Origin of the sequence: Croceicoccus sp. BE223 (genome assembly GCF_031457155.1) — a bacterium.
Lineage (GTDB): Bacteria > Pseudomonadota > Alphaproteobacteria > Sphingomonadales > Sphingomonadaceae > Croceicoccus.
The window spans coordinates 26,138-46,015 of the sequence record NZ_JAVDWB010000001.1 but is presented as its reverse complement, the minus strand read 5'-3'; the positions used below and the strand labels follow the sequence as shown (position 1 = coordinate 46,015).

The 19,878-nt window shown below is 68.2% G+C and carries 20 protein-coding genes and 1 tRNA gene; 12 read left to right on the top strand and 9 right to left on the bottom strand.

What is annotated here, in order from left to right:
* Positions 1-63 precede the first annotated feature (63 nt).
* The 3 genes from J2X37_RS00235 to J2X37_RS00225 all read left to right on the top strand — a co-directional run bounded on the left by J2X37_RS00235 (position 64) and on the right by J2X37_RS00225 (position 1,139).
* Entirely contained in the window at positions 64-465 is a 402-nt protein-coding gene (locus tag J2X37_RS00235) for a GntR family transcriptional regulator (protein ID WP_310016275.1), read from the top strand.
* A 209-nt stretch (positions 466-674) separates the two neighbouring features.
* Positions 675-956, top strand: coding sequence for an integration host factor subunit beta (locus J2X37_RS00230; RefSeq protein ID WP_310016273.1), 282 nt, complete (start codon positions 675-677; stop codon positions 954-956).
* A 98-nt stretch (positions 957-1,054) separates the two neighbouring features.
* A tRNA-Leu gene (locus J2X37_RS00225) sits at positions 1,055-1,139 on the top strand.
* A gap of 21 nt (positions 1,140-1,160) precedes the next feature.
* Here the strand turns inward: J2X37_RS00225 and J2X37_RS00220 are convergent.
* The 3 genes from J2X37_RS00220 to J2X37_RS00210 are packed head-to-tail and all read right to left on the bottom strand — an operon-like array spanning position 1,161 to position 5,175.
* Positions 1,161-1,832: a response regulator transcription factor gene (locus J2X37_RS00220; protein ID WP_310016271.1), complete on the bottom strand. Its 672-nt coding sequence runs from the start codon at positions 1,830-1,832 to the stop codon at positions 1,161-1,163.
* Complete coding sequence (locus tag J2X37_RS00215; RefSeq protein WP_310016268.1) at positions 1,829-3,262, bottom strand: ATP-binding protein; 1,434 nt, start codon at positions 3,260-3,262, stop codon at positions 1,829-1,831. The genes J2X37_RS00220 and J2X37_RS00215 overlap by 4 nt, the downstream gene beginning before the upstream one ends.
* The gene (locus J2X37_RS00210) at positions 3,259-5,175 is read right to left on the bottom strand and encodes a potassium transporter Kup (protein ID WP_310016266.1); all 1,917 of its coding nucleotides are present in this window, start codon (positions 5,173-5,175) and stop codon (positions 3,259-3,261) included. Before J2X37_RS00210 ends, J2X37_RS00215 begins: the two co-directional genes overlap by 4 nt.
* Positions 5,176-5,584: 409 nt before the next feature.
* Between J2X37_RS00210 and J2X37_RS00205 the strand changes: the two genes are divergently transcribed.
* The 4 genes from J2X37_RS00205 to J2X37_RS00190 all read left to right on the top strand — a co-directional run bounded on the left by J2X37_RS00205 (position 5,585) and on the right by J2X37_RS00190 (position 10,139).
* Entirely contained in the window at positions 5,585-6,250 is a 666-nt protein-coding gene (locus tag J2X37_RS00205; RefSeq protein WP_310016264.1) for a PilZ domain-containing protein, read from the top strand.
* A 106-nt stretch (positions 6,251-6,356) separates the two neighbouring features.
* On the top strand, positions 6,357-7,940 hold the full coding sequence (locus J2X37_RS00200; protein WP_310016262.1) for an NAD(P)/FAD-dependent oxidoreductase: 1,584 nt from the start codon (positions 6,357-6,359) through the stop codon (positions 7,938-7,940).
* Positions 7,937-8,353 (top strand): GtrA family protein, encoded by a 417-nt coding sequence (locus J2X37_RS00195; RefSeq protein WP_310016260.1) that lies wholly within the window; start codon positions 7,937-7,939, stop codon positions 8,351-8,353. Before J2X37_RS00200 ends, J2X37_RS00195 begins: the two co-directional genes overlap by 4 nt.
* A 10-nt stretch (positions 8,354-8,363) precedes the next feature.
* On the top strand, positions 8,364-10,139 hold the full coding sequence (locus J2X37_RS00190; protein WP_310016258.1) for a hypothetical protein: 1,776 nt from the start codon (positions 8,364-8,366) through the stop codon (positions 10,137-10,139).
* A 1-nt stretch (position 10,140) separates the two neighbouring features.
* Here the strand turns inward: J2X37_RS00190 and J2X37_RS00185 are convergent, their stop codons facing one another.
* From J2X37_RS00185 to rpe, 6 genes are all read right to left on the bottom strand, one after another.
* Positions 10,141-10,629: a transcriptional repressor gene (locus tag J2X37_RS00185; RefSeq protein ID WP_310016256.1), complete on the bottom strand. Its 489-nt coding sequence runs from the start codon at positions 10,627-10,629 to the stop codon at positions 10,141-10,143.
* A gap of 45 nt (positions 10,630-10,674) precedes the next feature.
* Positions 10,675-11,280, bottom strand: a complete 606-nt coding sequence (msrA, locus tag J2X37_RS00180) for a peptide-methionine (S)-S-oxide reductase MsrA (protein ID WP_310016254.1) — start codon at positions 11,278-11,280, stop codon at positions 10,675-10,677.
* 59 nt (positions 11,281-11,339) lie between these two features.
* The gene (locus J2X37_RS00175) at positions 11,340-11,465 is read right to left on the bottom strand and encodes a hypothetical protein (protein WP_310016252.1); all 126 of its coding nucleotides are present in this window, start codon (positions 11,463-11,465) and stop codon (positions 11,340-11,342) included.
* A gap of 121 nt (positions 11,466-11,586) precedes the next feature.
* Entirely contained in the window at positions 11,587-13,182 is a 1,596-nt protein-coding gene (purH, locus tag J2X37_RS00170) for a bifunctional phosphoribosylaminoimidazolecarboxamide formyltransferase/IMP cyclohydrolase (RefSeq protein WP_310016250.1), read from the bottom strand.
* A 132-nt stretch (positions 13,183-13,314) separates the two neighbouring features.
* The gene (locus J2X37_RS00165) at positions 13,315-15,129 is read right to left on the bottom strand and encodes a heparinase II/III family protein (RefSeq protein WP_310016248.1); all 1,815 of its coding nucleotides are present in this window, start codon (positions 15,127-15,129) and stop codon (positions 13,315-13,317) included.
* A 5-nt stretch (positions 15,130-15,134) separates the two neighbouring features.
* Positions 15,135-15,800 carry a ribulose-phosphate 3-epimerase gene (gene rpe / locus J2X37_RS00160; RefSeq protein WP_310016246.1) on the bottom strand — a complete coding sequence of 222 codons (666 nt, stop codon included), beginning with the start codon at positions 15,798-15,800 and terminating at the stop codon, positions 15,135-15,137.
* A gap of 212 nt (positions 15,801-16,012) precedes the next feature.
* Here rpe and J2X37_RS00155 point away from each other — a divergent pair, with 212 nt between their 5' ends.
* The 5 genes from J2X37_RS00155 to J2X37_RS00135 all read left to right on the top strand — a co-directional run bounded on the left by J2X37_RS00155 (position 16,013) and on the right by J2X37_RS00135 (position 19,821).
* Positions 16,013-16,921: a hypothetical protein gene (locus tag J2X37_RS00155; protein WP_310016244.1), complete on the top strand. Its 909-nt coding sequence runs from the start codon at positions 16,013-16,015 to the stop codon at positions 16,919-16,921.
* On the top strand, positions 16,918-17,220 hold the full coding sequence (locus tag J2X37_RS00150) for an HPr-rel-A system PqqD family peptide chaperone (RefSeq protein WP_310016242.1): 303 nt from the start codon (positions 16,918-16,920) through the stop codon (positions 17,218-17,220). The genes J2X37_RS00155 and J2X37_RS00150 overlap by 4 nt, the downstream gene beginning before the upstream one ends.
* Entirely contained in the window at positions 17,217-17,654 is a 438-nt protein-coding gene (locus tag J2X37_RS00145; RefSeq protein ID WP_310016240.1) for a lasso peptide biosynthesis B2 protein, read from the top strand. The genes J2X37_RS00150 and J2X37_RS00145 overlap by 4 nt, the downstream gene beginning before the upstream one ends.
* A gap of 108 nt (positions 17,655-17,762) precedes the next feature.
* Positions 17,763-17,888, top strand: coding sequence for a hypothetical protein (locus tag J2X37_RS00140; protein WP_310016238.1), 126 nt, complete (start codon positions 17,763-17,765; stop codon positions 17,886-17,888).
* Positions 17,889-18,009: 121 nt separating this feature from the next.
* Positions 18,010-19,821, top strand: a complete 1,812-nt coding sequence (locus tag J2X37_RS00135) for an asparagine synthase-related protein (protein WP_310016231.1) — start codon at positions 18,010-18,012, stop codon at positions 19,819-19,821.
* The last annotated feature ends 57 nt before the right edge of the window (positions 19,822-19,878 follow it).

The following is a 19,878-nucleotide window of genomic DNA, read 5'->3' as shown; positions in this document are numbered from 1 at the left end:
CAGGCCGGGCGGAGACCAGCAAATCCTTGACCCGATACGGTGTATTATGGCACTAGACCACCTATGCCTCGCCCCCACGGACCACAGGCCACGCGCCCCGTCTACTTGCGCCTGCGCGACCAGATCGCCGCCGCGATCATCGAGGGGCGCTATCGCGAAGGAGAGCTTCTGCCGTCGGTCCGGGCCTTTGCCGCCGAACAGGGGGCCAACCCGCTGACCGTGGCCAAGGCCTACCAGCAGTTTCAGGACGACGGCCTGCTCGAAGTAAGGCGCGGCATCGGGATCGCGGTCATGCCCGGCGCACGGGCGCGGCTGATGCAGGCGGAGCGGAGCCAGTTCCTGACCGAGGAATGGCCCGCCGTTGCCGAGCGGATCGCGCTGCTTGATCTCGACCTTGCCGACCTCATGCCCGACGTGGATGGCGGGCGGAGCCGGGTCGCCACGACAAGCCGTGCCGAAACGTAGCATTTTTCGATTATCGTTGCGTGGCCGTGGTTTGGCTGGCAGTGTTCTTCGCGGCGTCGACCGGCAGGATTCCGAAAGGTTTTCCCGGTATCGCGTCGCACATTCGGCCTGATCCGGGGACATTTGGGGAACAGGCCGGCGCGCCGCCACTTCGCGATCGGTGGCGGCGGTCGATGGGGTCGCAAACCTAACGACAGGCGGGGACAGGCATGATCAGATCAGAACTTATTCAGGCACTTGCGGAAGAAAATCCCGAGCTTCGCCCGGACGAGGTCGAGGCCGTGGTGACCTGTTTCTTCGACGCCATTGCCGAGCGGCTGGCCAGCGGCGGCCGTGTCGAACTGCGCGGATTCGGCGCATTCTCCACCCGCGAGCGTGCCGCCCGCACCGGCCGCAATCCGCGGACCGGCACGACGGTAGAGGTGCCGGGCAAGCGCGTGCCCTATTTCAAGGCCGGCAAGGACATGCGAGACCGCCTCAACGCGGAATGATCGCGCGCGCGTCGTGAGCGTGACGCGCCGTCTTTCCCACACCGGCTTCTGCGGATGATTGCGTCAGGGACCGCAGCGCCCTAGGGCTGCTGCCGCGCGCGGACGTGGCGGAATGGTAGACGCCGGGGACTTAAAATCCCTTGAGCCTTGCTCGTGCGGGTTCGAGTCCCGCCGTCCGCACCACGAACCCTGCCCGAACCGGTGCTAGCCGCCTGCGAGGCGATAGCCGATGCCCGGTTCGTTGAGGATCAGGCGCGGAGAAGACGGCTCCGGCTCGATCTTGCGGCGCAAGGCGCGGATTGCCACGCGGAGGTAATCGAGATCGTCGCGATGCGCCGGACCCCATACCCGTTCGAGCAGCGCAGCATGGGTCAGCACCCTGCCCCGGCCATCGACCAGCGCGGCAAGAAGCGCGAATTCGCGCGGCGTCAGCGACAGCAGGGTTCCGTCGTGCAGCGCCCGGTGGTGCGCCGCATCGATGGCAAACGGCCCGTGCCGGCATATGCCGTCGCTCGTCTCCCCGGCTCGCCGCAGAAGCACGCGAAGACGCGCGAGCAGTTCGTCGCCGTCGAAGGGCTTGGTCAGGTAATCCTCGGCACCGAGATCCAGCGCGGCGACCTTTTCGGCGGTGTCGAGTTCGGCGGACAGGACGAGCACCGGAATGCCATCGGCGGCAAGGCGCGGGATCAGTTCCATTCCGTCCAGATCGGGCAATCGCAGGTCGACGATGGCGGCGGCAGGCTTGCGCCTGGCAGGGGCGAGGGCTTCGCGTCCCGATGCCGCTTCGAGCGCATCGTATCCGCCACGGTCCAGCACCGCGACGAGCAGGCGGCGGATGGCGGCTTCATCATCCACGACGAGGACGAGGCGCCTCATTCGGGAGGGCTCCTCGTCGCGGCGACCGGGAGAGAGAGACGAAACACCGCCCCTGACCGATCGTCGGGGCGATCGAGCGTCAGCAAACCACCCATGGCGCCTGCAAGGTCGTGCGCGATGGCAAGCCCCAGCCCGCTTCCGCCCCGCGCCTCGGCGCGCTCGCCTGACACGAAGGGATCGAATATCGTGTCGGCAAGCTCGGGCGGCACGCCGGGACCGTCGTCGGACACCAGCACGGTGACCACGTCGTCTTCGGCACGGCAGGAAATCTCCACCCGCCCCCGCGCATGGCGCAGCGCGTTGTCCAGCACGTTGCCCAGCAAGTGAGCGAGCATGACCGGCTCGGCGCTGACCAGCGGCAGGTCGTCCGGCACGCGGGCGTCCAGGACGATGCCGTTCGCCTGCCGTGCAGCCTGCGCTTCCAAGCTCGCGATCGTGTCGACGAGATCGACCGGTTCAAAGGCCAGCGGTACGCCCGCGTCGAGCCGGGCCGACGCGAGCAGGTCTTCCCCGAGGTGGCGCAGGCGTTCGACTTCAGCCAGCAAGCCGGCCTCCCTTGCGCCGGGCAGCCGCGCCAGCCCCTCCTTCAGCACGGTCAGCGGCGTGCGGAAATCATGGCCCAGCGCCGAAAGAAGGGCACGGCGGGTGCGGTCGCGCGCCTCCGCATCCTCGCGCCGGCGCCGCTCGTCGAGCGCCTGCAAGTGGTCGCGGGCGTGGCCCCAGTGACCGGCAACCCGCAAGAGAAACGGGGCGTCCGACGATGGCAGTCGCTCGGTCGCCAGGGCGAGCACGTCCTGCGATCCGCGTCCGAAGGACACGAACCGGAAGTCGGCACCCGGCATGACGTCGCTGGCAAATCCCGTCACCGCGTCATGCTCCAGCGCCCAGATGGCGGCCGATGCATCGAGCGGTGCCAGCCCGCTTGTCCGGGCGGAGAGGTCCGCGCGGGTGAACAGACGCGCGTCGCCGTACCGCGTGCCGAGCATCGCCAGGGCCCGCCGGTCGAGATCTTCGCGCGAACTGGCGAGCGCGATCTCGGCAACGAAGTCGGTCTCGAACTCGCTGCCCCGCGCCCGCCGGGCCGCTTCGTCCTGCCTGGCGCGCAATCCGGCGGCAAAACCGCCGGTCACCAGCGCGACCGCAGTGAACACGGCGAAGGTGACGACGTACGTCGCGCCATGGATGCGGAAGGTGTAGAGCGGCGGCAACAGGAAATAATTGAGCGCGACCGAGGCGATCAGCGCCGTCACGGCCCCGATCAGCGCACTGCCGCGCGACGCGGCCCAGAGCACCGGCAGCGTGAGAAGCAGCGCCGTCGCGGTGATGCCGAGGCCGAAGACGCCCCTTGCACCCAGAACGATGATCAGGCCGATCGCGGCCAGTGCCAGGCCGCAGTCGAAGATCTGACCGGGGCGAAGGCGATCGCTCACAATTCGACCTGGGTTCCCATCTCCACCACCCGGTTGGCGGGGATCCCTAGGTAGGCGACCGGATCGGCCGCATTGCGATGAAGAAAGGCGTAGATCGGCATCATCCAGCCCGGAATGCGCGAGGCCCGCGCATGGCGCAAGGTGTTCCGGCCGAGAAAGAAGCTGGTTCCGCCGGCGCTCTGCATCTCGGGCCAGCCCCGACCCAGTTCGCTCGGCAGATCGATCTGGTCCATGTAGCCGCGGCGAAGGGTGCCGCGGCTGAAGCGGTCGTCGATCCGCTCGACGACGAGCCGTTCGCTGGCGGGCACGGTCGGCACATCGACCTTCGCCACGCTGAGCACGAGGTTCCGGCCATGCAGGACACCCGCATGCTTGAGGCTGTGCATCAGCGCGGACGGCGCGGACTGGTTGTCCGCCGTCAGGAAGACGGCCGTCCCTTCGACGACGTGGGGAGGGCGGGCCGCCAGCGACCTCGCCAGATCGTCGAGCGGGATCCGGCGGCGGGCTTCGGCCAGGGCGATGGCCTTGCGTCCCGTCGTCCAGCACACGATGACGAGCCCGACCCCCGCGGCGATCAGCAGCGGGACCCAGCCCCCTTCGCTCACGCGCAGGATGTTCGCGCCGAAGAATACGAGGTCGGTGGCGAGCAGAGGCACGATGACCAGCAGCATCGCCTCGGGCATCCAGCGCCAAGTCCGGACCAGCACGAAGCCGGCGAGCAAGGTGGTGACGACCATCGTGCCGGTGACCGCGATGCCGTATGCCGCCGCCATCGCGGAACTGCTGCCGAAGGCGAGGACCAGGGCGATGACGCCCGCCAGCAGCAGCCAGTTGATCGCCGGCATGTAGATCTGGCCGCGCTCCGCGTGGGATGTCTGAAAGATGCGCATGCGCGGCAGCAGGCCCAGGGCCACGGCTTGGCTGGTCAGCGAATAGGCGCCGGTGATGACGGCCTGGCTGGCGATCACCGTAGCGGCGGTGGTCAGCGCCACCAGCGGAGCGCGCCAGGCATCGGGCGGCATGGTGAAGAACCAGTCGATATTGGCAAATGGCCTGCCGGCCTCGGCCGCCGCCTGCAGCGCCTGCAAGGCCATCGCGCCCTGCCCCAGGTAGTTGAGCGTCAGGGCCGGCCATACCAGCCCCAACCAGCCGAGCTGGATCGCCTTGCGTCCGAAATGGCCGAGATCGGCGACGAGGGCTTCGGCACCCGTCACCGTCAGGAACACGGCGCCGAGCACGAAAAGGCCGGGCAATCCCTCCGACAATAGGAAGCGGATGCCCCAGAGCGGATTGAGAGCATGGAGGATGTCGGGATTCGCGACGATGTGGACAATGCCCATGGCGCCCAGAACCAGGAACCATATGACGCAGACCGGACCGAAGAGACTGGCAACTCTAGCTGTTCCCCATGACTGCATGGCGAAAAGGGCTATGAGGATGCCGAGCGCAATGCCGATGATCAGTTGATGCGTGATCGCGGGCGCGATGGCCGGAACGCTTCGCAGGCCTTCCACCGCCGAAAGGACGGAGAGCGCCGGCGTGATGATCGCGTCGCCGTAGAACAGCGCCGCCCCGATTGCGCCGAGCACGAGGATCACCGGCAGCGGTCGCCGACCGCCACGATTGGCCAGGGCCATCAGCGAGAGCACCCCTCCCTCGCCGTTGTTGTCGGCGCGGGTGAGGAACAGGACGTATTTCAGCGTCACGACCAGGATCAGGGCCCACAGGGCCAGGCTCAGGATCCCGAGGATATCCGACCTGCCGACCGCTTGGCCATCGATCTGGGCCAGGGCCTCGCGAAACGCGTAAAGCGGGCTGGTCCCGATATCGCCATAGACGACACCGATTGCCCCCAGCGTCAGGATGCCGAGGCGCGACCCGTTGGCCGCTGCCGACTTGCCTTCGACGATCAAACCTGCGCTCCCGTCGGAAGCTTGAATTGCGCCTTTTGCCATGCGCTCGTTCTGATCCCGCCGGGGATCAAATCGCCATGTGAATTGGGCAGGCCGCGCGTGAAAAACGCATGAAACCGGAAAGTGGGCTGTTTTCGAGGGAACGGCGCCACAAGAATGGGTGTGTCGTGCAGAATAGTCAGTATGTTCAATCCTGTGGCGATAGCCTCGCCGTCCGCACCCTGGCCCCTGGAGGTCAGGGAAAGCGCCCCGGTTCCCTCCGCTTCGGACCGATACTAAGGGGTTTTGCGCATGGTCGCGGGCGACGGCGTCTTAAGGAATTTCCAGCACCCTGAAGGCCGGAATTTCCAGGTCAGCAGCGTCGGCTACCGGGACGATCAAGGGTTGCGGCGCACAGGGGAAGCGCAGCGTGAACGACCTTACACCGGTTCCATTCGAACGGCTGCACGCCGGTCCCGCCGGTCGCAACCCGGACCGGTTCCCGGTCATAAGAACTGCCAAGCTCGTCTTTCCCGACGGCGAATACCCCTGCGTGCTGCGCGACATTTCGGGCAGCGCGCTGCGGGTCAAGCTCTACGGCTCGCCTCCGCCGCCCGCGCACGCCTCCTTCTTTCTCGAATTCGGCGACGGCGACCGGTTCGAGGTTTCGCTGATCTGGTGCCATGACGGACAGGCCGGCCTCGCCTTTGCCGAGGCCAACAACCTTCTGTCGGTGATCGGGGAAAGGGGCCGCTTCCCCAAGCGGGCCATCCGCATCGCGATCGACCTGCCCGCGCGGATCAGGTCGCCCGGCGGCATGGTCGATGTCGTCATCCGTGACCTGTCGCACCAGGGCGCACAGATCGAATGCCCGCAACTCCTGGCGGTGGACCAGCCGCTGCGGCTCGCCATCCCGGCGCTTGGCGACGTTTATGCAAAGGTCCGCTGGCGCACCCATCCGCTCTACGGCATCGCCTTTGTCGAGACGTTCCGGTTCGAGAAGATCGCGGCGATGTCCGCCGACCTTCACGCCCTGTCGCAGGCGTGGCGCGACGGGCAGCCGGGCGGGTGCGGCACGGCAGGGCTGGCCGCCTGATCGCGCGGTCCCGAAAGACGGCGCGTTAACGTCCTCTTAGCCATTTTCCTGCAGGAATTGCCTTGGGCCCGGAGACGGGCCTTGCGAAATTTCCACAGGGGGCAATGTGCAGAACGCCAGCAACACGAACGGGCAGGTTCAGGAACTGGATGTCGATGTCGTCATCATCGGCGCGGGGCCGGCCGGTCTGACCGCAGGCTACCTCCTGACGAAGGCGGGCAAATCGGTCGCCATCATCGAGAAGGACGAACGCTACGTCGGCGGCATCAGCCGCACGGTCGAGCACGAAGGCTACCGCTTCGACATCGGCGGCCACCGCTTCTTTTCCAAGTCGAAGGCGGTCGTCGACCTGTGGAACGAGATCCTTCCCGATGACTTCATCAGCCGCCCGCGGATGAGCCGCATCTATTACGAGGGCAAGTTCTACTCCTACCCGCTGCGCGCGTTCGAAGCGCTGCGCAACCTCGGCCTCTGGCGCTCTACGGTGTGCATGGCGAGCTTCGGCTGGGCCAAGCTGTTCCCGCGCCGGAACGTGAAGAGCTTCGAGGACTGGACCGTCAACCAGTTCGGCGAAAAGCTGTTCTCGATCTTCTTCAAGACCTACACCGAAAAGGTCTGGGGCATGCCCTGCAACGAGATGAGCGCCGACTGGGCCGCCCAGCGGATCAAGGGCCTGTCGCTGTGGGGCGCGGTGACCGACGGGCTGAAGCGTTCGCTCGGCCTCAACCGCAAGCCCAACGACGGCATGGCGACCAAGACCCTGCTCGAGGAATTCCGCTATCCGCGGCTTGGTCCCGGGATGATGTGGGAAGCCGCGCGCGACCATATCCGCGCCGGCGGCAACTCGGTGCTGATGGGTCACGCACTGCGCCGCCTGGCGGCCGATACAAAGGGCGGCTGGCGCCTTCACGCCACGATCGCCGGCGGCGGCGAGCGGATCATTCGTGCCCGCCACGCGATTTCGAGCGCGCCGATGCGCGAACTGGCCGCGCGCCTCGCGCCGGTGCCGGCCTCGGTGCTGGACGCCGGTGAACTGAAGTACCGCGATTTCCTGACCGTCGCGCTCAAGGTGAAGTCGAAGGACCTGTTCCCCGACAACTGGATCTACATCCACGATTCGAAAGTGCAGGTCGGCCGCATCCAGAACTTCCGTTCGTGGTCGCCCGAAATGGTGCCCGATCAGGACGTCGCCTGCGTCGGCCTCGAATACTTCTGCTTCGAAGGCGACGGCCTGTGGGCCTCGTCCGACGACGATCTCGTCGAACTGGCGAAGACGGAGATGGCGATCCTGGGCCTGTGCGATCCGGCCGACGTCATCGGCGGATCGGTGGTGCGGCAGGAAAAGGCCTATCCCGTCTATGACGAGGACTACGCCCGCCACGTCGCGACGATGCGCCACGAGCTGGAGGACAAGCACCCCACGCTGCACCTCGTCGGGCGCAACGGCATGCATCGCTACAACAACCAGGACCACGCGATGATGACCGCGATGCTGACGGTGGAGAACATCCTCGCCGGGAGCCGGATCTACGACACCTGGTGCGTCAACGAGGATGCCGAATACCACGAGGCCGGCAACGAGGGAGCCGAGATCGAATTGCCGCGCTACTCGGCCGAGGATCGCGCCGCGGCGCTGTCGTCGATGCGCGAGGTGCCCGAACCGGTCCCGGCGCGGAAGGACGCGGCGTGATCGATCCGGTGTCGCTGCGCCGTTTCGTCGCCTACGGCTTTGCCAGCGTCGGCGCGCTGGGCGTCGATGTCGCCACCTTCTTCGCGCTGATGGCGCTGGGTGTCTCGGCACCCATAGCCGCGGTCGGCGGCTATGGCCTCGGCATTATCGCCCACTGGTTCGCCTCCAGCCGCTTCGTCTTTGCCGGGCGGGTCGCCGACACCGGTCGCCAGCGCACCGCGCAGCAGGGCCTGTTCGTCGCCTCGGCGCTCGTCGGCCTCGCCATCACCTGGGCGGTCGTCGCCTCGGCCACGCTGATGGGCATCGACCCGCGGGTTGCCAAGCTGGCCGCCATCGGGCTCAGCTTCGTTGCGACGTTCCTCCTGCGCTCGCGCTTCGTGTTTGCGGAGCGTGCCGAAGCGACCGGCACCTGAGGCCGCCGCCGTGGAGGGGAGCACAATCGGGGAACGCCGCCGCTCGATCATCGATTTCGAGCTGCTGAAGCGCGTCACGATGGTCTGGCTGATCGTCGCCCTGATGCTCACGGTCACCGGCATCCGCCAGATCGCGGGCTTCCAGTTCGTCGACGGCGACGACATCCTGCGGCTTCTGCAGGTGCGCGATTTCCTGAATGGCCAGTCGTGGTTCGACGTCACGCAATACCGCATCGCTCCGCCCGACGGCAAGCCGATGCACTGGACGCGGCTGGTCGACGTTCCGCTGGCGCTGGTCACGTTGATATCCACGCCCGTCCTCGGCCTGCACGCCGCCGAACACGTTTCCGCCATCGTCGTTCCGCTCGTCACGCTCTACGCGGTTCTGCTGCTGATCGGCCGGATGAGCTTTCGCCTGTTCGACGAGGAGGCGACCGGCCTGTCTTGCCTCGTCGCGGCGATGGCCATGCCGCTGATGCACCAGTTGCGCCCGATGCGGATCGACCATCACGGCTGGCAGGTCGTCTGCGGACTTGTCGCCGTGGGCGCATTGATGGGCCGCGACGCGCGCCGTTCCGGCTGGCTGGCGGGCCTTGCCATGGCCGTCTGGCTGGCGATCTCGCTCGAAGCGCTGCCGATGGTGGCGGTGATCATGGGCATCGCTTTCGCCCGCTGGCTGCGCTGCTGGGAAGAACGGGCGTGGCTCGTCGCCATGCTGCAATCGATCTTCGTCTCGTCGGTCGCGATCCATCTCGCCACCCGCGGTCTCGCGATGCAGAGCTTCTGCGACGCGATGTCGCCGATGCAGCTGGCCGCGATGGGCATCGTCGCGTTGGGCGCGACCGGGCTCGCGCAGGTTTCGCAGCGTCCGCGCGCCTTCGTCGTGCTGGTGCTGGGCACCGTCGGGCTTGCCGCGCTGGTCGTTGCGCTGCAGATCGCGCCGCAATGCGCGAAGGGCGCCTTTGCCGATCTTGACCCGATGGCCCGCGAGATGTGGCTGGCCAACGTGCGCGAAAGCCGGCCGATCTGGGAACAGGCGCCGTCGCTCGCGCTGCAGATCGTGCTGCCGCCGCTGGTCGCGATCTTCGTCTCGCTCGGCCTTGCCGCGCGCACCGGGCACTGGCTGCACCGCTGGCACCTCGAATACACGGTGCTGCTGGTCGCTGCGCTGGCGCTGGCCTGCACGGTCAGCCGCGCCGCCGCCTTTGCCGCCGCGCTGGCCGCCGTGCCGCTCGGCTGGCAGCTCAGCCGCTGGTTGCGTGCGATCCGCAACCTGCACCAGCCGCGCAAGCAGGCGGTCGCCGCGCTGGGCATGATCGCGGCGTTGCTGCCGACCTTGCCGTTGTCGCTGCTGATGGCCGCCACGCCCAGCCGCGCCGCGCCGGTGCAGCCCCAGGCAGAGGCGATGCCGGCCTGCGATGCCTCTGACGCGCTTGCCCGGATCGGTCCCGCGCCGGTCAACCTGCTGGCCCCGATCGATCTCGGCCCGCGCCTGCTGCTCGATACGCCGCACCGGGTCATGGCCACCGCGCACCACCGCGCCGGGACGGCGATCAGCGACAACATGCGCGCCTACATCGAACCGGCGGAGCAGGCCCACGCGATCATCGCCCGTCGGCAGGTGCAGTATGTCGTCGTCTGCACCGACCTGCCCGAGATCGAAGTCTATCGCCGCGAGGGCCCTGGTGGCCTCGTCGACGGGCTGGTCGGGGGCCGTTCGCCGGACTGGCTGCAACCGGTGGAGACCGGCAGCCGCGAAGTCATGATCTGGAAGGTCGTCGGCTAGGTCAGCGGCACGCGGCGCACGTGCCGCGCAGTTCGACCACCGTCTTCAGGTCCGCGAACCCCGCCGCGCCCGCCGCATCGCGCAGGCCTTCGGTCAGCCGGTCGTCATCGACGTGTTCGGCCCGGCCGCAGCGGTCGCAGATGAGGAAGATGCAGTCGTGGCGGCAACCGGGATGCCGGTTGGCGAGATAAGCGTTCGCGCTCTCGATCCGGTTGGCGAGGTTGGTCCGCACGAACAGGTCGAGGATGCGATAGACGCTGTTGGGCGCCACCCGCTTGCCGCGCCGCGCGGACAAGGCGTCGGCAATGTCGTAGGCGGAGGCTGGCGCCACGTGTCCGGCTAGGGCGTCGAAAACATCGGCCCGCATGTCGGTCCACTGTTCGCCCGCGTCGGTCAGCGCCGTGCGCGCGGCGCGCACCAGCGCCGCGCCGCTGTGCTCGTCGTGCGAATGGGCCCCTTCGTCGGGATGGGTATGCGCCGTGGCCGCCATTGCGCCGATATAGGCGGCGCCGGCTCCCCTGTCAGCCCCGCCGCGCTAGCCCTTGCGATAGGAGGCGCGGAAGTCTTCGGGGAACAGGCTTCGCAAGGCCCGCACCTTGGGCGCGTCCCAGCGCCGGATATAGGGGTTGTCCGGGTTCTTCAGCATGTAGTCCTGGTGATAGCCCTCCGCCGGGTAGAACGCCTTCATCGGCTCCACCCGGGTGACGATCGGCCTGGACCACAGCTTCGCCGCGCCGAGCTGCGCGATGTAGGCGCGCGCGACCCTCGCCTGTTCGGCGCTGGTCGGGACGATGGCGCTGCGGTAGTGGGTGCCGCGATCGGGCCCCTGGTAGTTCAAGGTGGTGGGATCGGCGACGACGGCAAAGAAGATACGCAGCAATTCGTCATAGCGCACGACCGCCGGGTCATAAGTGACCTTGACCGCTTCGGCATGGCCGGTCCGCCCGTCCGAAACGCGGGCGTAGGTGGCATCGGCCTTCGTACCTCCGTGATAGCCGGAAACCGCGCTCGTCACGCCCTTCACGTGGCTGAACACGCCCTCCACGCCCCAGAAGCAGCCACCCGCGAAAATCGCGGTCCTCAGGCCGGTTTCGGCGGACTGGACCTTTGCAATAGGGGTGCGAACCGCCTCTTCGGCCAAGGCCGGTTGCTGGCAAGCGGCCAGCAGCGCCGCGGCCAGCGAGGCGGCGAGACGACGGCTCAGCCGAGGACCGCTGCGATCGCCTGCGTTTCGAGCGGGAAGCCCGAGAACGCGAAAAGACCCGCCGCACCCAGCAGGAAGCCGATCGCGAACTGGCGGACGAGGGTCGAGTCGATGAGCGGCATGGGTCTGGCTTTCGGAATTGCGTGTCATCGCCGTTCTACCCGGTTACGCTGAAGAGAGCGTTAACCATGGCGCACGGCGCTATTCAGGAACCTGAACGAAGGCTCTCAGGGGGCGCCGCGATCAGTGGCGGAAGTGGCGCATCCCGGTGAAGACCATGGCGATGCCGCGCGCGTCGGCGGCGGCAATCACCTCGTCGTCGCGGATCGAGCCGCCCGGCTGGATTACCGCCGTCGCGCCCGCTTCCGCCGCCGAAAGAAGACCGTCGGCAAAGGGGAAGAAGGCATCGGACGCGACCGCGCTGCCCACCGTCTTGGGTTCTGCCCAGCCGTGGTTCTCGGCGGCTTCCTTCGCCTTGGCGGCGGCGATGCGCGCCGAATCGCGGCGGTTCATCTGGCCCGCGCCGATCCCCGCGGTCTGGCCATCGCGGGCATAGACGATCGCGTTGGACTTCACGTGGCGCGCGACGGTCCAGGCGAACAGGCAGTCCTTCAGCTCCTGCTCGGTCGGCTCGCGCTTCGTCACCGTCTTGAGGTCGGCGGCAGCGACGGCATCGGCGTCGCGGTCCTGCACCAGCAGGCCGCCGGCGATGACGACCTGGTTGACGCCGCGGCGGCGCGGGTCGGGCAGCCCGTCGGCCAGCAGCAGCAGGCGCAGGTTCTTCTTCTTGGCGAAGATCGCCCTGGCTTCCTCGCTCGCGTCGGGGGCGACCACGACCTCGGTGAAGATCTGGGTGATCGCTTCGGCCGTCGCGGCGTCGAGCGGGCGGTTGACGCACACGATGCCGCCGAACGCCGAAACCGAATCGCAGGCCAGCGCCTTGGCCCACGCATCGGCCAGGGTGTCGGCAGTGGCGACGCCGCAGGGGTTGGCGTGCTTGACGATCACCACCGTCGGCGGGCCGTCGCGGAATTCGGCGCAGAGTTCGAGCGCCGCGTTCGCGTCGTTGTAGTTGTTGTAGGACAGTTCCTTGCCCTGGACCTGCACCGCCTGCGGCAGGCCCGAGACGTGAAGGGCCTCGGGAATGTAGAGCGCCGCCTCCTGGTGCGGGTTCTCGCCATAGCGCAGGGTGGATACGAGGTTCGATGCCATCACGCGGCGCGGGGGAAACTTCTTCTCCTGGTCGGCATAGGCGAACCACTGGCTGATCGCCGCGTCGTAGGCGGCGGTCGCGGCAAAGGCCTTGGCCGCCAGCGTCCGGCGGAAATCGATGCCGGTCGCGCCGATGCCCGCGTCGAGCTCCACGATCAGGGCGCCATAGTCCGCCGGATCGGTCAGCAGCGTCACGTACTCGTGATTCTTGGCCGCCGAACGCACCATCGACGGGCCGCCGATGTCGATGTTCTCGATCACCGTGTCGCGATCCGCGCCCGATGCGACGGTCTTCTGGAACGGATAGAGGTTGACGACGACGAGATCGATCGCGCCGATCCCGTGTTCGGCCATGGCGGCGGCGTGTTTGGGATTGTCGCGCACCGCGAGCAGTCCGCCGTGGACCATCGGGTGCAGCGTCTTGACCCGCCCGTCCATCATCTCGGGAAAGCCGGTGATGTCCGACACGTCCTTCACCGCCAGCCCCGCCTCGCGCAGCGCCCTGGCCGTGCCGCCGGTCGAGACCAGCTCGACATTGCGCGCCGCCAGCGCCCGGCCCAGTTCGACCAGCCCGGTCTTGTCGGATACCGACAGGAGAGCGCGGCGGACGATGATCGGTTTATCCATGGCAGGCGGCCTTTCGGAGGCGTTGGGGGATTCCGCTGCGCCTCTAGGACCATGGATCGCCCGCTGCAACCGTGAGTCTGGCCCGATCCTGCCGCAGCGCAGCAAAATCGGGCAAAAACCGCGTGGCGGTCTTCAGCCGACCTTGCGGAAGGACCAGCCGACGGCCCCGCCCTCGCGCCCGACCGCGCCGGTCAGGACCAGCTGGCGCACCTGGCGGGGGTGCCCGGTCGCGTCGACCCACAGCGAATCCTCCACCGCCAGTCCGGCGGCATCGGTGCGGAAGTGCCAGTAGCTGCCGTCGTTCATCGCCAAGGCCCAGCCGCGCCCGCTGTCGCCCGCGATTTCGTGGCCGATCTCGATCCCCTGGCCGAGATGGAAGTGGATGACGTAATCGTGCTCGCCGCGCTTCGCCTTGCGCCCGCGCGGGGTCAGCCGGTCCTCTCCCACCAGCGTCAGGCCGTCTGCCGCAAGGCCTATGCTGCGTTCGTGGAACAGGCCGTGGCGCGCGACATAGCCGTCGTGCGATGCGGTCAGCGTGGTGCGACCGTCTTCGTGCCCGCGCTCGATGGTGACCGCGCGCACGCCCGCGCCGAGCTTGCCCTGCGGCTCGACCGGCGTAGAATCGGCCTCGCCCAGCGTCAGGGTCGAATGCGCGGCGGTGGTACGCAGGCCATCCTCGATCTTGCGCGGGATCGCCGCGCCCGCCAGCGCCGCGCCGCCGCAGTTGACGACGATGCGCTGGTCGCGGTGGCTGAATTCGAACGCAAGGGTGGAGGCGCAGGCGCCCTTCGCCTCGCGCGCGCCGGGCGGCGGGGCGGCGTCCATCTGCACCACGGACTGGCGCGCCGACAGGCGATGATAGCCCCAGTGCTGCGCCGCTTGCAGCGGACGGGCGCGCGGATCGGCCATCTGGGTCAGCATCGAGACGCGATGCGCGGTGATCGGCACGCTGCCCTGCCAGCTTCCCAGCGAACCGTCGGCATGGGTCAGCGACAGCAGCGCGGGGCTGAGCAGCGAGAGCATGACCTGGATCTGCGGCGGCGGCTCGCGGCGGCAGGCGCGGTAGCAGGAGGCCAGCCGCAGCAACAGCGCGATGGTGTCGGCCTGGTCGATCGGCGATCGCGACAGCATGCCGCCATCCTCTCCCACCGCGTCGCCCAATGCGGCGATGAGCCCCGCCTCGCCATAGAGCCGGCGCGGCTTCCCGTCGGGCAGCAGCAGGCCCGCCGCGGTCACCGCCGCCCATGCGGGCAGCGCGTCGCGCGGGCTGGTCGCGCGCGGTGCCTGCCGGTCGAGCCAGAGCGCGGTCTTGGCGATGTGCTTCAGCACGCTGGCGCGAAAGGCGCGGTCCTGCCCCGACAGGATCAGCGGCGCGTGGATCAGCCAGTTGTGCAGCCTCAAACCAACGTGACCGACCGACCATGCCGGGCCTTCGCCGATCTCGCCATTCGCCAGCAGCCAGCGGCGCAGCACGTCTTCCGCCACCGGCGCCGCCTTGTCGCGGGTGCCGGCGGCCTCGAGATCGGCAAGCCAGGTGAAGCCGTGCAGCGCCAGCGCGATCGGCGGGGCGAGCGCGGTGCTGGAATAATCGGCGCTGTCGGTGCTGACCCGCTTGCCCGCGATCAGGAAGTGACCCGCCCGCAAGGCCATGCCCGCGGCACGTTCGCCCGGCAGCGGTTCGTCCACGGTGGCCAGCAGGCGCAGGCGGGACGGCTTGTGGAACGGGCGCACGAGATTGCGCGCCGGAACCCCGCGCGCATAGAGAAAACGCATCGCGCCATCGACAAGGCCGAGGCGCGGCGGCGACAGGTCCGACAGCGCCGGGCCGTCGTCCAGCGGCTCACTCGGCAAGGACGGGGTTTCGATCAGATTGCCATGGTCGCGCGTGTCGGCCAGGGGGATCGCCTTGCGGCCTCGCGTGGCGAGATCGGTCGGCTCCGCCCCCATCGGCCTCAGCCCCCGGCCGCCTTCAGCGCGGCGATGTTGATCGCATACATCGACGGGCCACCCTTGAACGTGGCGGATCCGGCCACGAGCACGTCGGCGCCAGCCTCGACGCACAGCCGCGCCGTTTCGGCATTGACGCCGCCGTCGACTTCGAGGTGGATCTCGCGGCCGGACTTGTCGATCATCTTCCTCACCGCCTCGATCTTGCGAAGCTGCGAGGCGATGAAGCTCTGCCCGCCGAAGCCGGGATTGACGCTCATCACCAGGACGAGGTCGATGTCCTCGATCAGGTAGTCGAGCATCTTGGCCGGCGTCGCGGGATTGAGCGAGATGCCCGCCTTGCAGCCCAGCGCCTTGATCGCCTGCACCGTGCGGTGGACGTGGGGCCCTGCCTCGGGGTGGACGGTGATGATGTCGGCCCCGGCCTCGGCGAAATCCTGGAGATAGAGGTCGACCGGGCTGATCATCAGGTGGACGTCGAACACTTTCTTCGTGTGCGGGCGCAGCGCCTTGACCACGGCGGGGCCGATGGTGATGTTGGGCACGAAATGGCCGTCCATGACATCGACATGGATCCAGTCGGCACCGGCCGCGTCGATGGCGGCGACTTCCTCTCCCAGGCGAGCGAAATCGGCGGAGAGAATCGAGGGTGAAATCAGCGGCTGTGGCATGCAGCCGCCCTACTCCACGCACGCGCGCGGGGACAAGGCGCGCGCCGGTCATTTCCACATCGCTCGCCCGCCGCGGCGCACGTCCGGTCGCACCGTCGCGGACTGTCCCATTCCAACATTCCGGTCGGCTATCCGATTGTTTGTGCTGGCCGAGGGAGTTAACTGGCGCGAATCGCAATCCGTTCTTGCCACGAAAGGCCGCGCCCGCAGACATGGCCGATGACAGCCGCGACCTTTCGCCGGGCGCGACGATGCGCCGGGAAACCGCCGTGCGTTACGGGCCGGTACCCGACACGCTGGACGGCTATGCCGTCGCCATCGGCCACAACCGGCTCGGCGGCGATGCCTTTCTGCTGCGCGAACCCGGCGTTTCCATCCTTTATCGCAAGGGCGACGGCGTGACCGTCCAGCTCGACGACCCGGCCGCGCGCGGCACGATGGAGCTGTTCCTCGCCGGATCGGTGCACAGCGCCATCGCCGCACTGAACGGGCTGCTGCCGCTCCACGCCTCGGCGGTTGAGATCGGCGGATGCGCCGTCGGCTTTGCCGGGCCTTCGGGCGCAGGCAAGTCGACGACCGCGGCATCGCTGCGCCAGCGCGGATATCGCATCGTTGCCGACGATACCTTGGTAATCGACATGGCAGGGGTAGTCGACATGGCGGGCGTGATCGACATGGCGGGCGCACGGCAGGGGGCGTCGCCGATGTGCCTGCCGGGCCACAAGCGGCTGAAGCTCTGGCCCGATGCGCTGGAGATGACCGGCCTTGCCGGCACGGACATCGTCGCCGAAAACTATCGCAAGTTCTTCGCGACCGACAGCGGCAGCGATATCGATGCGCCCCTGCCGCTCGCCGGTATCGTGGTGCTCGACATCGGCGACGATCCTGCCTTTGCCGCGGTGCGCGGCGCGGCGCGGATCGCCGCGCTCGACGACGAGCATTATTCGACCGCCCAGCACGCGCACGTGCACGGCCACGATCGCGCCGGGCGGCTGACATCACTGGCGGCGCTGGCCAACCGTGTCGCGGTCTATCGCTTCACCCGGCCACGCGACCCGGCGCGCCACGCCGAATCGATCGATCTGCTGGCCGGCCGGCTGGCACAGGAGTTTGCGTCATGACCATCTACCGGAAGTGCGAGGGCCGTTACGTCGAGACGGAGGTCGACGGTGAACTGGTGCTGATGAACACGGCGACGGGGCGCTTCTTCGCGCTTGAGGACAGCGCGCTCGCCATCTGGCGCGCCATCGACGGGAACCGCGACCTGGCAACGATCGCCGACGAGCTGGCCGAACGGTTCGGCACCGACGCGGCCACGGTGGCCAGCGACAGCGGCGAATTCCTCGCCGACCTGGTCGCAGCCGGGCTGGTCGAGGCGATCCCCGCCGGTCATGGCGGCGCAGGCCGGGACGGGGCGTGAACCGAACCCGCCTGCGCACGCTGGAGGCGATGACCTTTCTCGCGCTGGCGCGGCTTCTGATCCGTTTCGTGCCGTTCGCCCGGTGGAGCCGCTGGCTCGGCGAATCGGGACCCGTTCCGACCAGCCCCGCCTCCGAAAACGCTGCCGATCCGGGCACCGCTTCGCTGCCCGCAACGGTTCGCGCCTGTGTCGCGGCGGTGCGCAGGGCGAGCTGGCGCCTGCCCGCTTCGCTGTGCCTGCCACAGGCCATGGCCCTGCAATGGATGCTGGCCCGGCGCGGCGCCGATTCTGCCGTAATCATTGGTTTTCTGCCGTTGGGCGCGCGAAACAGCCCGGACGCGCTGCACGCATGGGTCGAGCTGGGCGGCGTCACGATCCTTGGCGACAGCGGCGGTGCACATGCCAGCTTATTGCAATTTCGAAAGAAATCTTGATCTCGCAATTGCAAAACCGGAACATTCCGGTAGGAACTCGATTGTGAAGCTTGTTGGTAAACGGTCGGTCAAGCAATTGCCGCCCGATCTTTTTATGGGGTAGTCGCAATGATCAAGACCGAAAACCGCTGGACCAAGCCCGAACTCAAGACCATCGGCACGCTTCGTGACGTTGCCGGCAACAATCCTGGTAACCAGGGCCAGGGCCAGGGCCAGGCCAACGTTGCCAGCTGACATCCGTTCGCCGGGCTGATCGGCCCGGGCGGACCATCGTCGTCCCTACATGATCGCGGCAGGGCTGAATTGGGAAGGCAGTTCCCGGTTTGACCTGTCGCGTCTGTGCATTTCGCTCGGGATGCTCTCGGGCGGACCCGCCGATGAAGAGGAATGGGATGGCGGTGCCATCGCCGTTCTTGCCACGCCGCGCACCGTCCGCCGCCCCCGGTCCTCCTTCGTTTCCGCCCGCACGCCATCGGGACTTCGGGTCGCGATCTCGGGCTGGATCGACAACGCATCCGCGATGGCGCGCGAACTGGGCCTGGCGCCGGAGTGCGACGCCGCAACGATCTACGGCGCCGCGGTCGAGGCTTGGGGCGACGAGGCGGAGCGGCGGCTGATCGGCGATTACGCCTCGATCATCGTTACCGGCCCTTCGTCCATGCGCCTCGCGCGGGCGCCATGGTCGCGACAGTCGCTGTTCTGGGCCAGCGCGCATGGCGCGACCGTCGCCGCATCGATCCCGCGCCCGCTGTTTGCCGCCGGTTTCGAAAAGCGCGGCGACCCCGACCAGTATGCGCTGGCCATCGCGCGCGTTGGCGCGCTGCAGGGCGAACAGCACTTCTTCGCCGGTGTGCGCCGGGTGCCGCAAGGCGCGGTGGTCGAGATCGACCATCATCGCCACCGGACCCGCCAGTGGTACGATCCCCACGCGCTGCGCCCGACGCGGCTCAAGCGCGACGAGGATTACGTCGAGGCGGCCAACGCGCTGTTGCGCGAGGCGGTGGCCGCCGCGCTTCGCCCCGCCCGGCGGCCCGGCATCCTGCTGTCCGGCGGACTCGATTCGCCGATCGTGGCCGACGAGATGCTGCGCCAGCTGCCCGCCGACGCGACCTTGCCCTCCTTCACCTTCGTTCCCTTGCCCGGAGAGCATGGTCCCTCGCTTCCCGGCCTGTTCGACAGCGACCGGCCCGCGGTCGAGGCCTTCGCCCGGATGCACCCGCGCCTGCGCCCGCAGTTCGTCGCAAACGAGGGGTTCGCGTTCCAGAACCGGATGCAGGATTTCTTCGTCGCCGCCGACGCCGCTTATCCCAGCGTCGCGATCACCGATGCCGACGGGGCGCGGCAAGCCGCTGCCGATGCCGGGATAGACTGGCTCTACACCGCCGATTTCGGCAACCACACCTTCAGCAACGACGGGCGCTGGGGCTTCGTCGAGTTCCTGCGGCAGGGTCGCTGGATCGAATTGTGGCGGATGCTGCGCGACCATCCCGGCGACGACCGGACGATGCTCCGGCGGCTGGTCGCCCGCTCGCTTTTGCCGAACCTGCCGGCCGCCGTGCGCAGCGCGATGCGAACGCTGGTTCACGGCCAGCCCGCGCCCTCGCTCTTGAAGCCCGAGGTCGAAGCAAGACTGCGCCTGAAAGAGCGCTACGACACGGTGTTCGGCGACCGCGAATGGACGCGCAGCCGCTACGAATCGAACGAGATGACCTGGCAACAATGCGGCGGCGGCGGCGAGATGGTCCACGCGGTCGAGCAGATCCACGGACTGCGGATGCGTGCGGTGCCGCAGTATCGGCCGCTCTTCGAATTCTGCCTGACCATCCCGACCGGCCAGTACGTGCGCCACGGGCAGATGCGCTGGCTGGCCCGCCGCATGGCCATGGGCCGCATGCCCGAAGCACAGCGGCTCAACACCGACTACGGTCGGCACGGGGTGGACTGGCATCGCCGCAATGCCCCGCACGTCCCTTTCCTGCGCGAAGAGCTCGAGCGTATTGCCGACGATCCGCTGATGTCGCGCATCATCGATGTCGATCGAGCGATCGACCGCATCGACCAGTGGCCGGACCAACCCAGCCGAAAGGCCTACGAGGACATCTTCATGCCGGTGGCCGCGGCGGTCGTCGCGGGGCGCTTCGCCCGCTACGTCGACGGGCGCAATTGAGCCGCAGGCGGCCTTGCGCCGGTGACGAAACGCCGCGCCGCCTGTAGACCGTGCTCC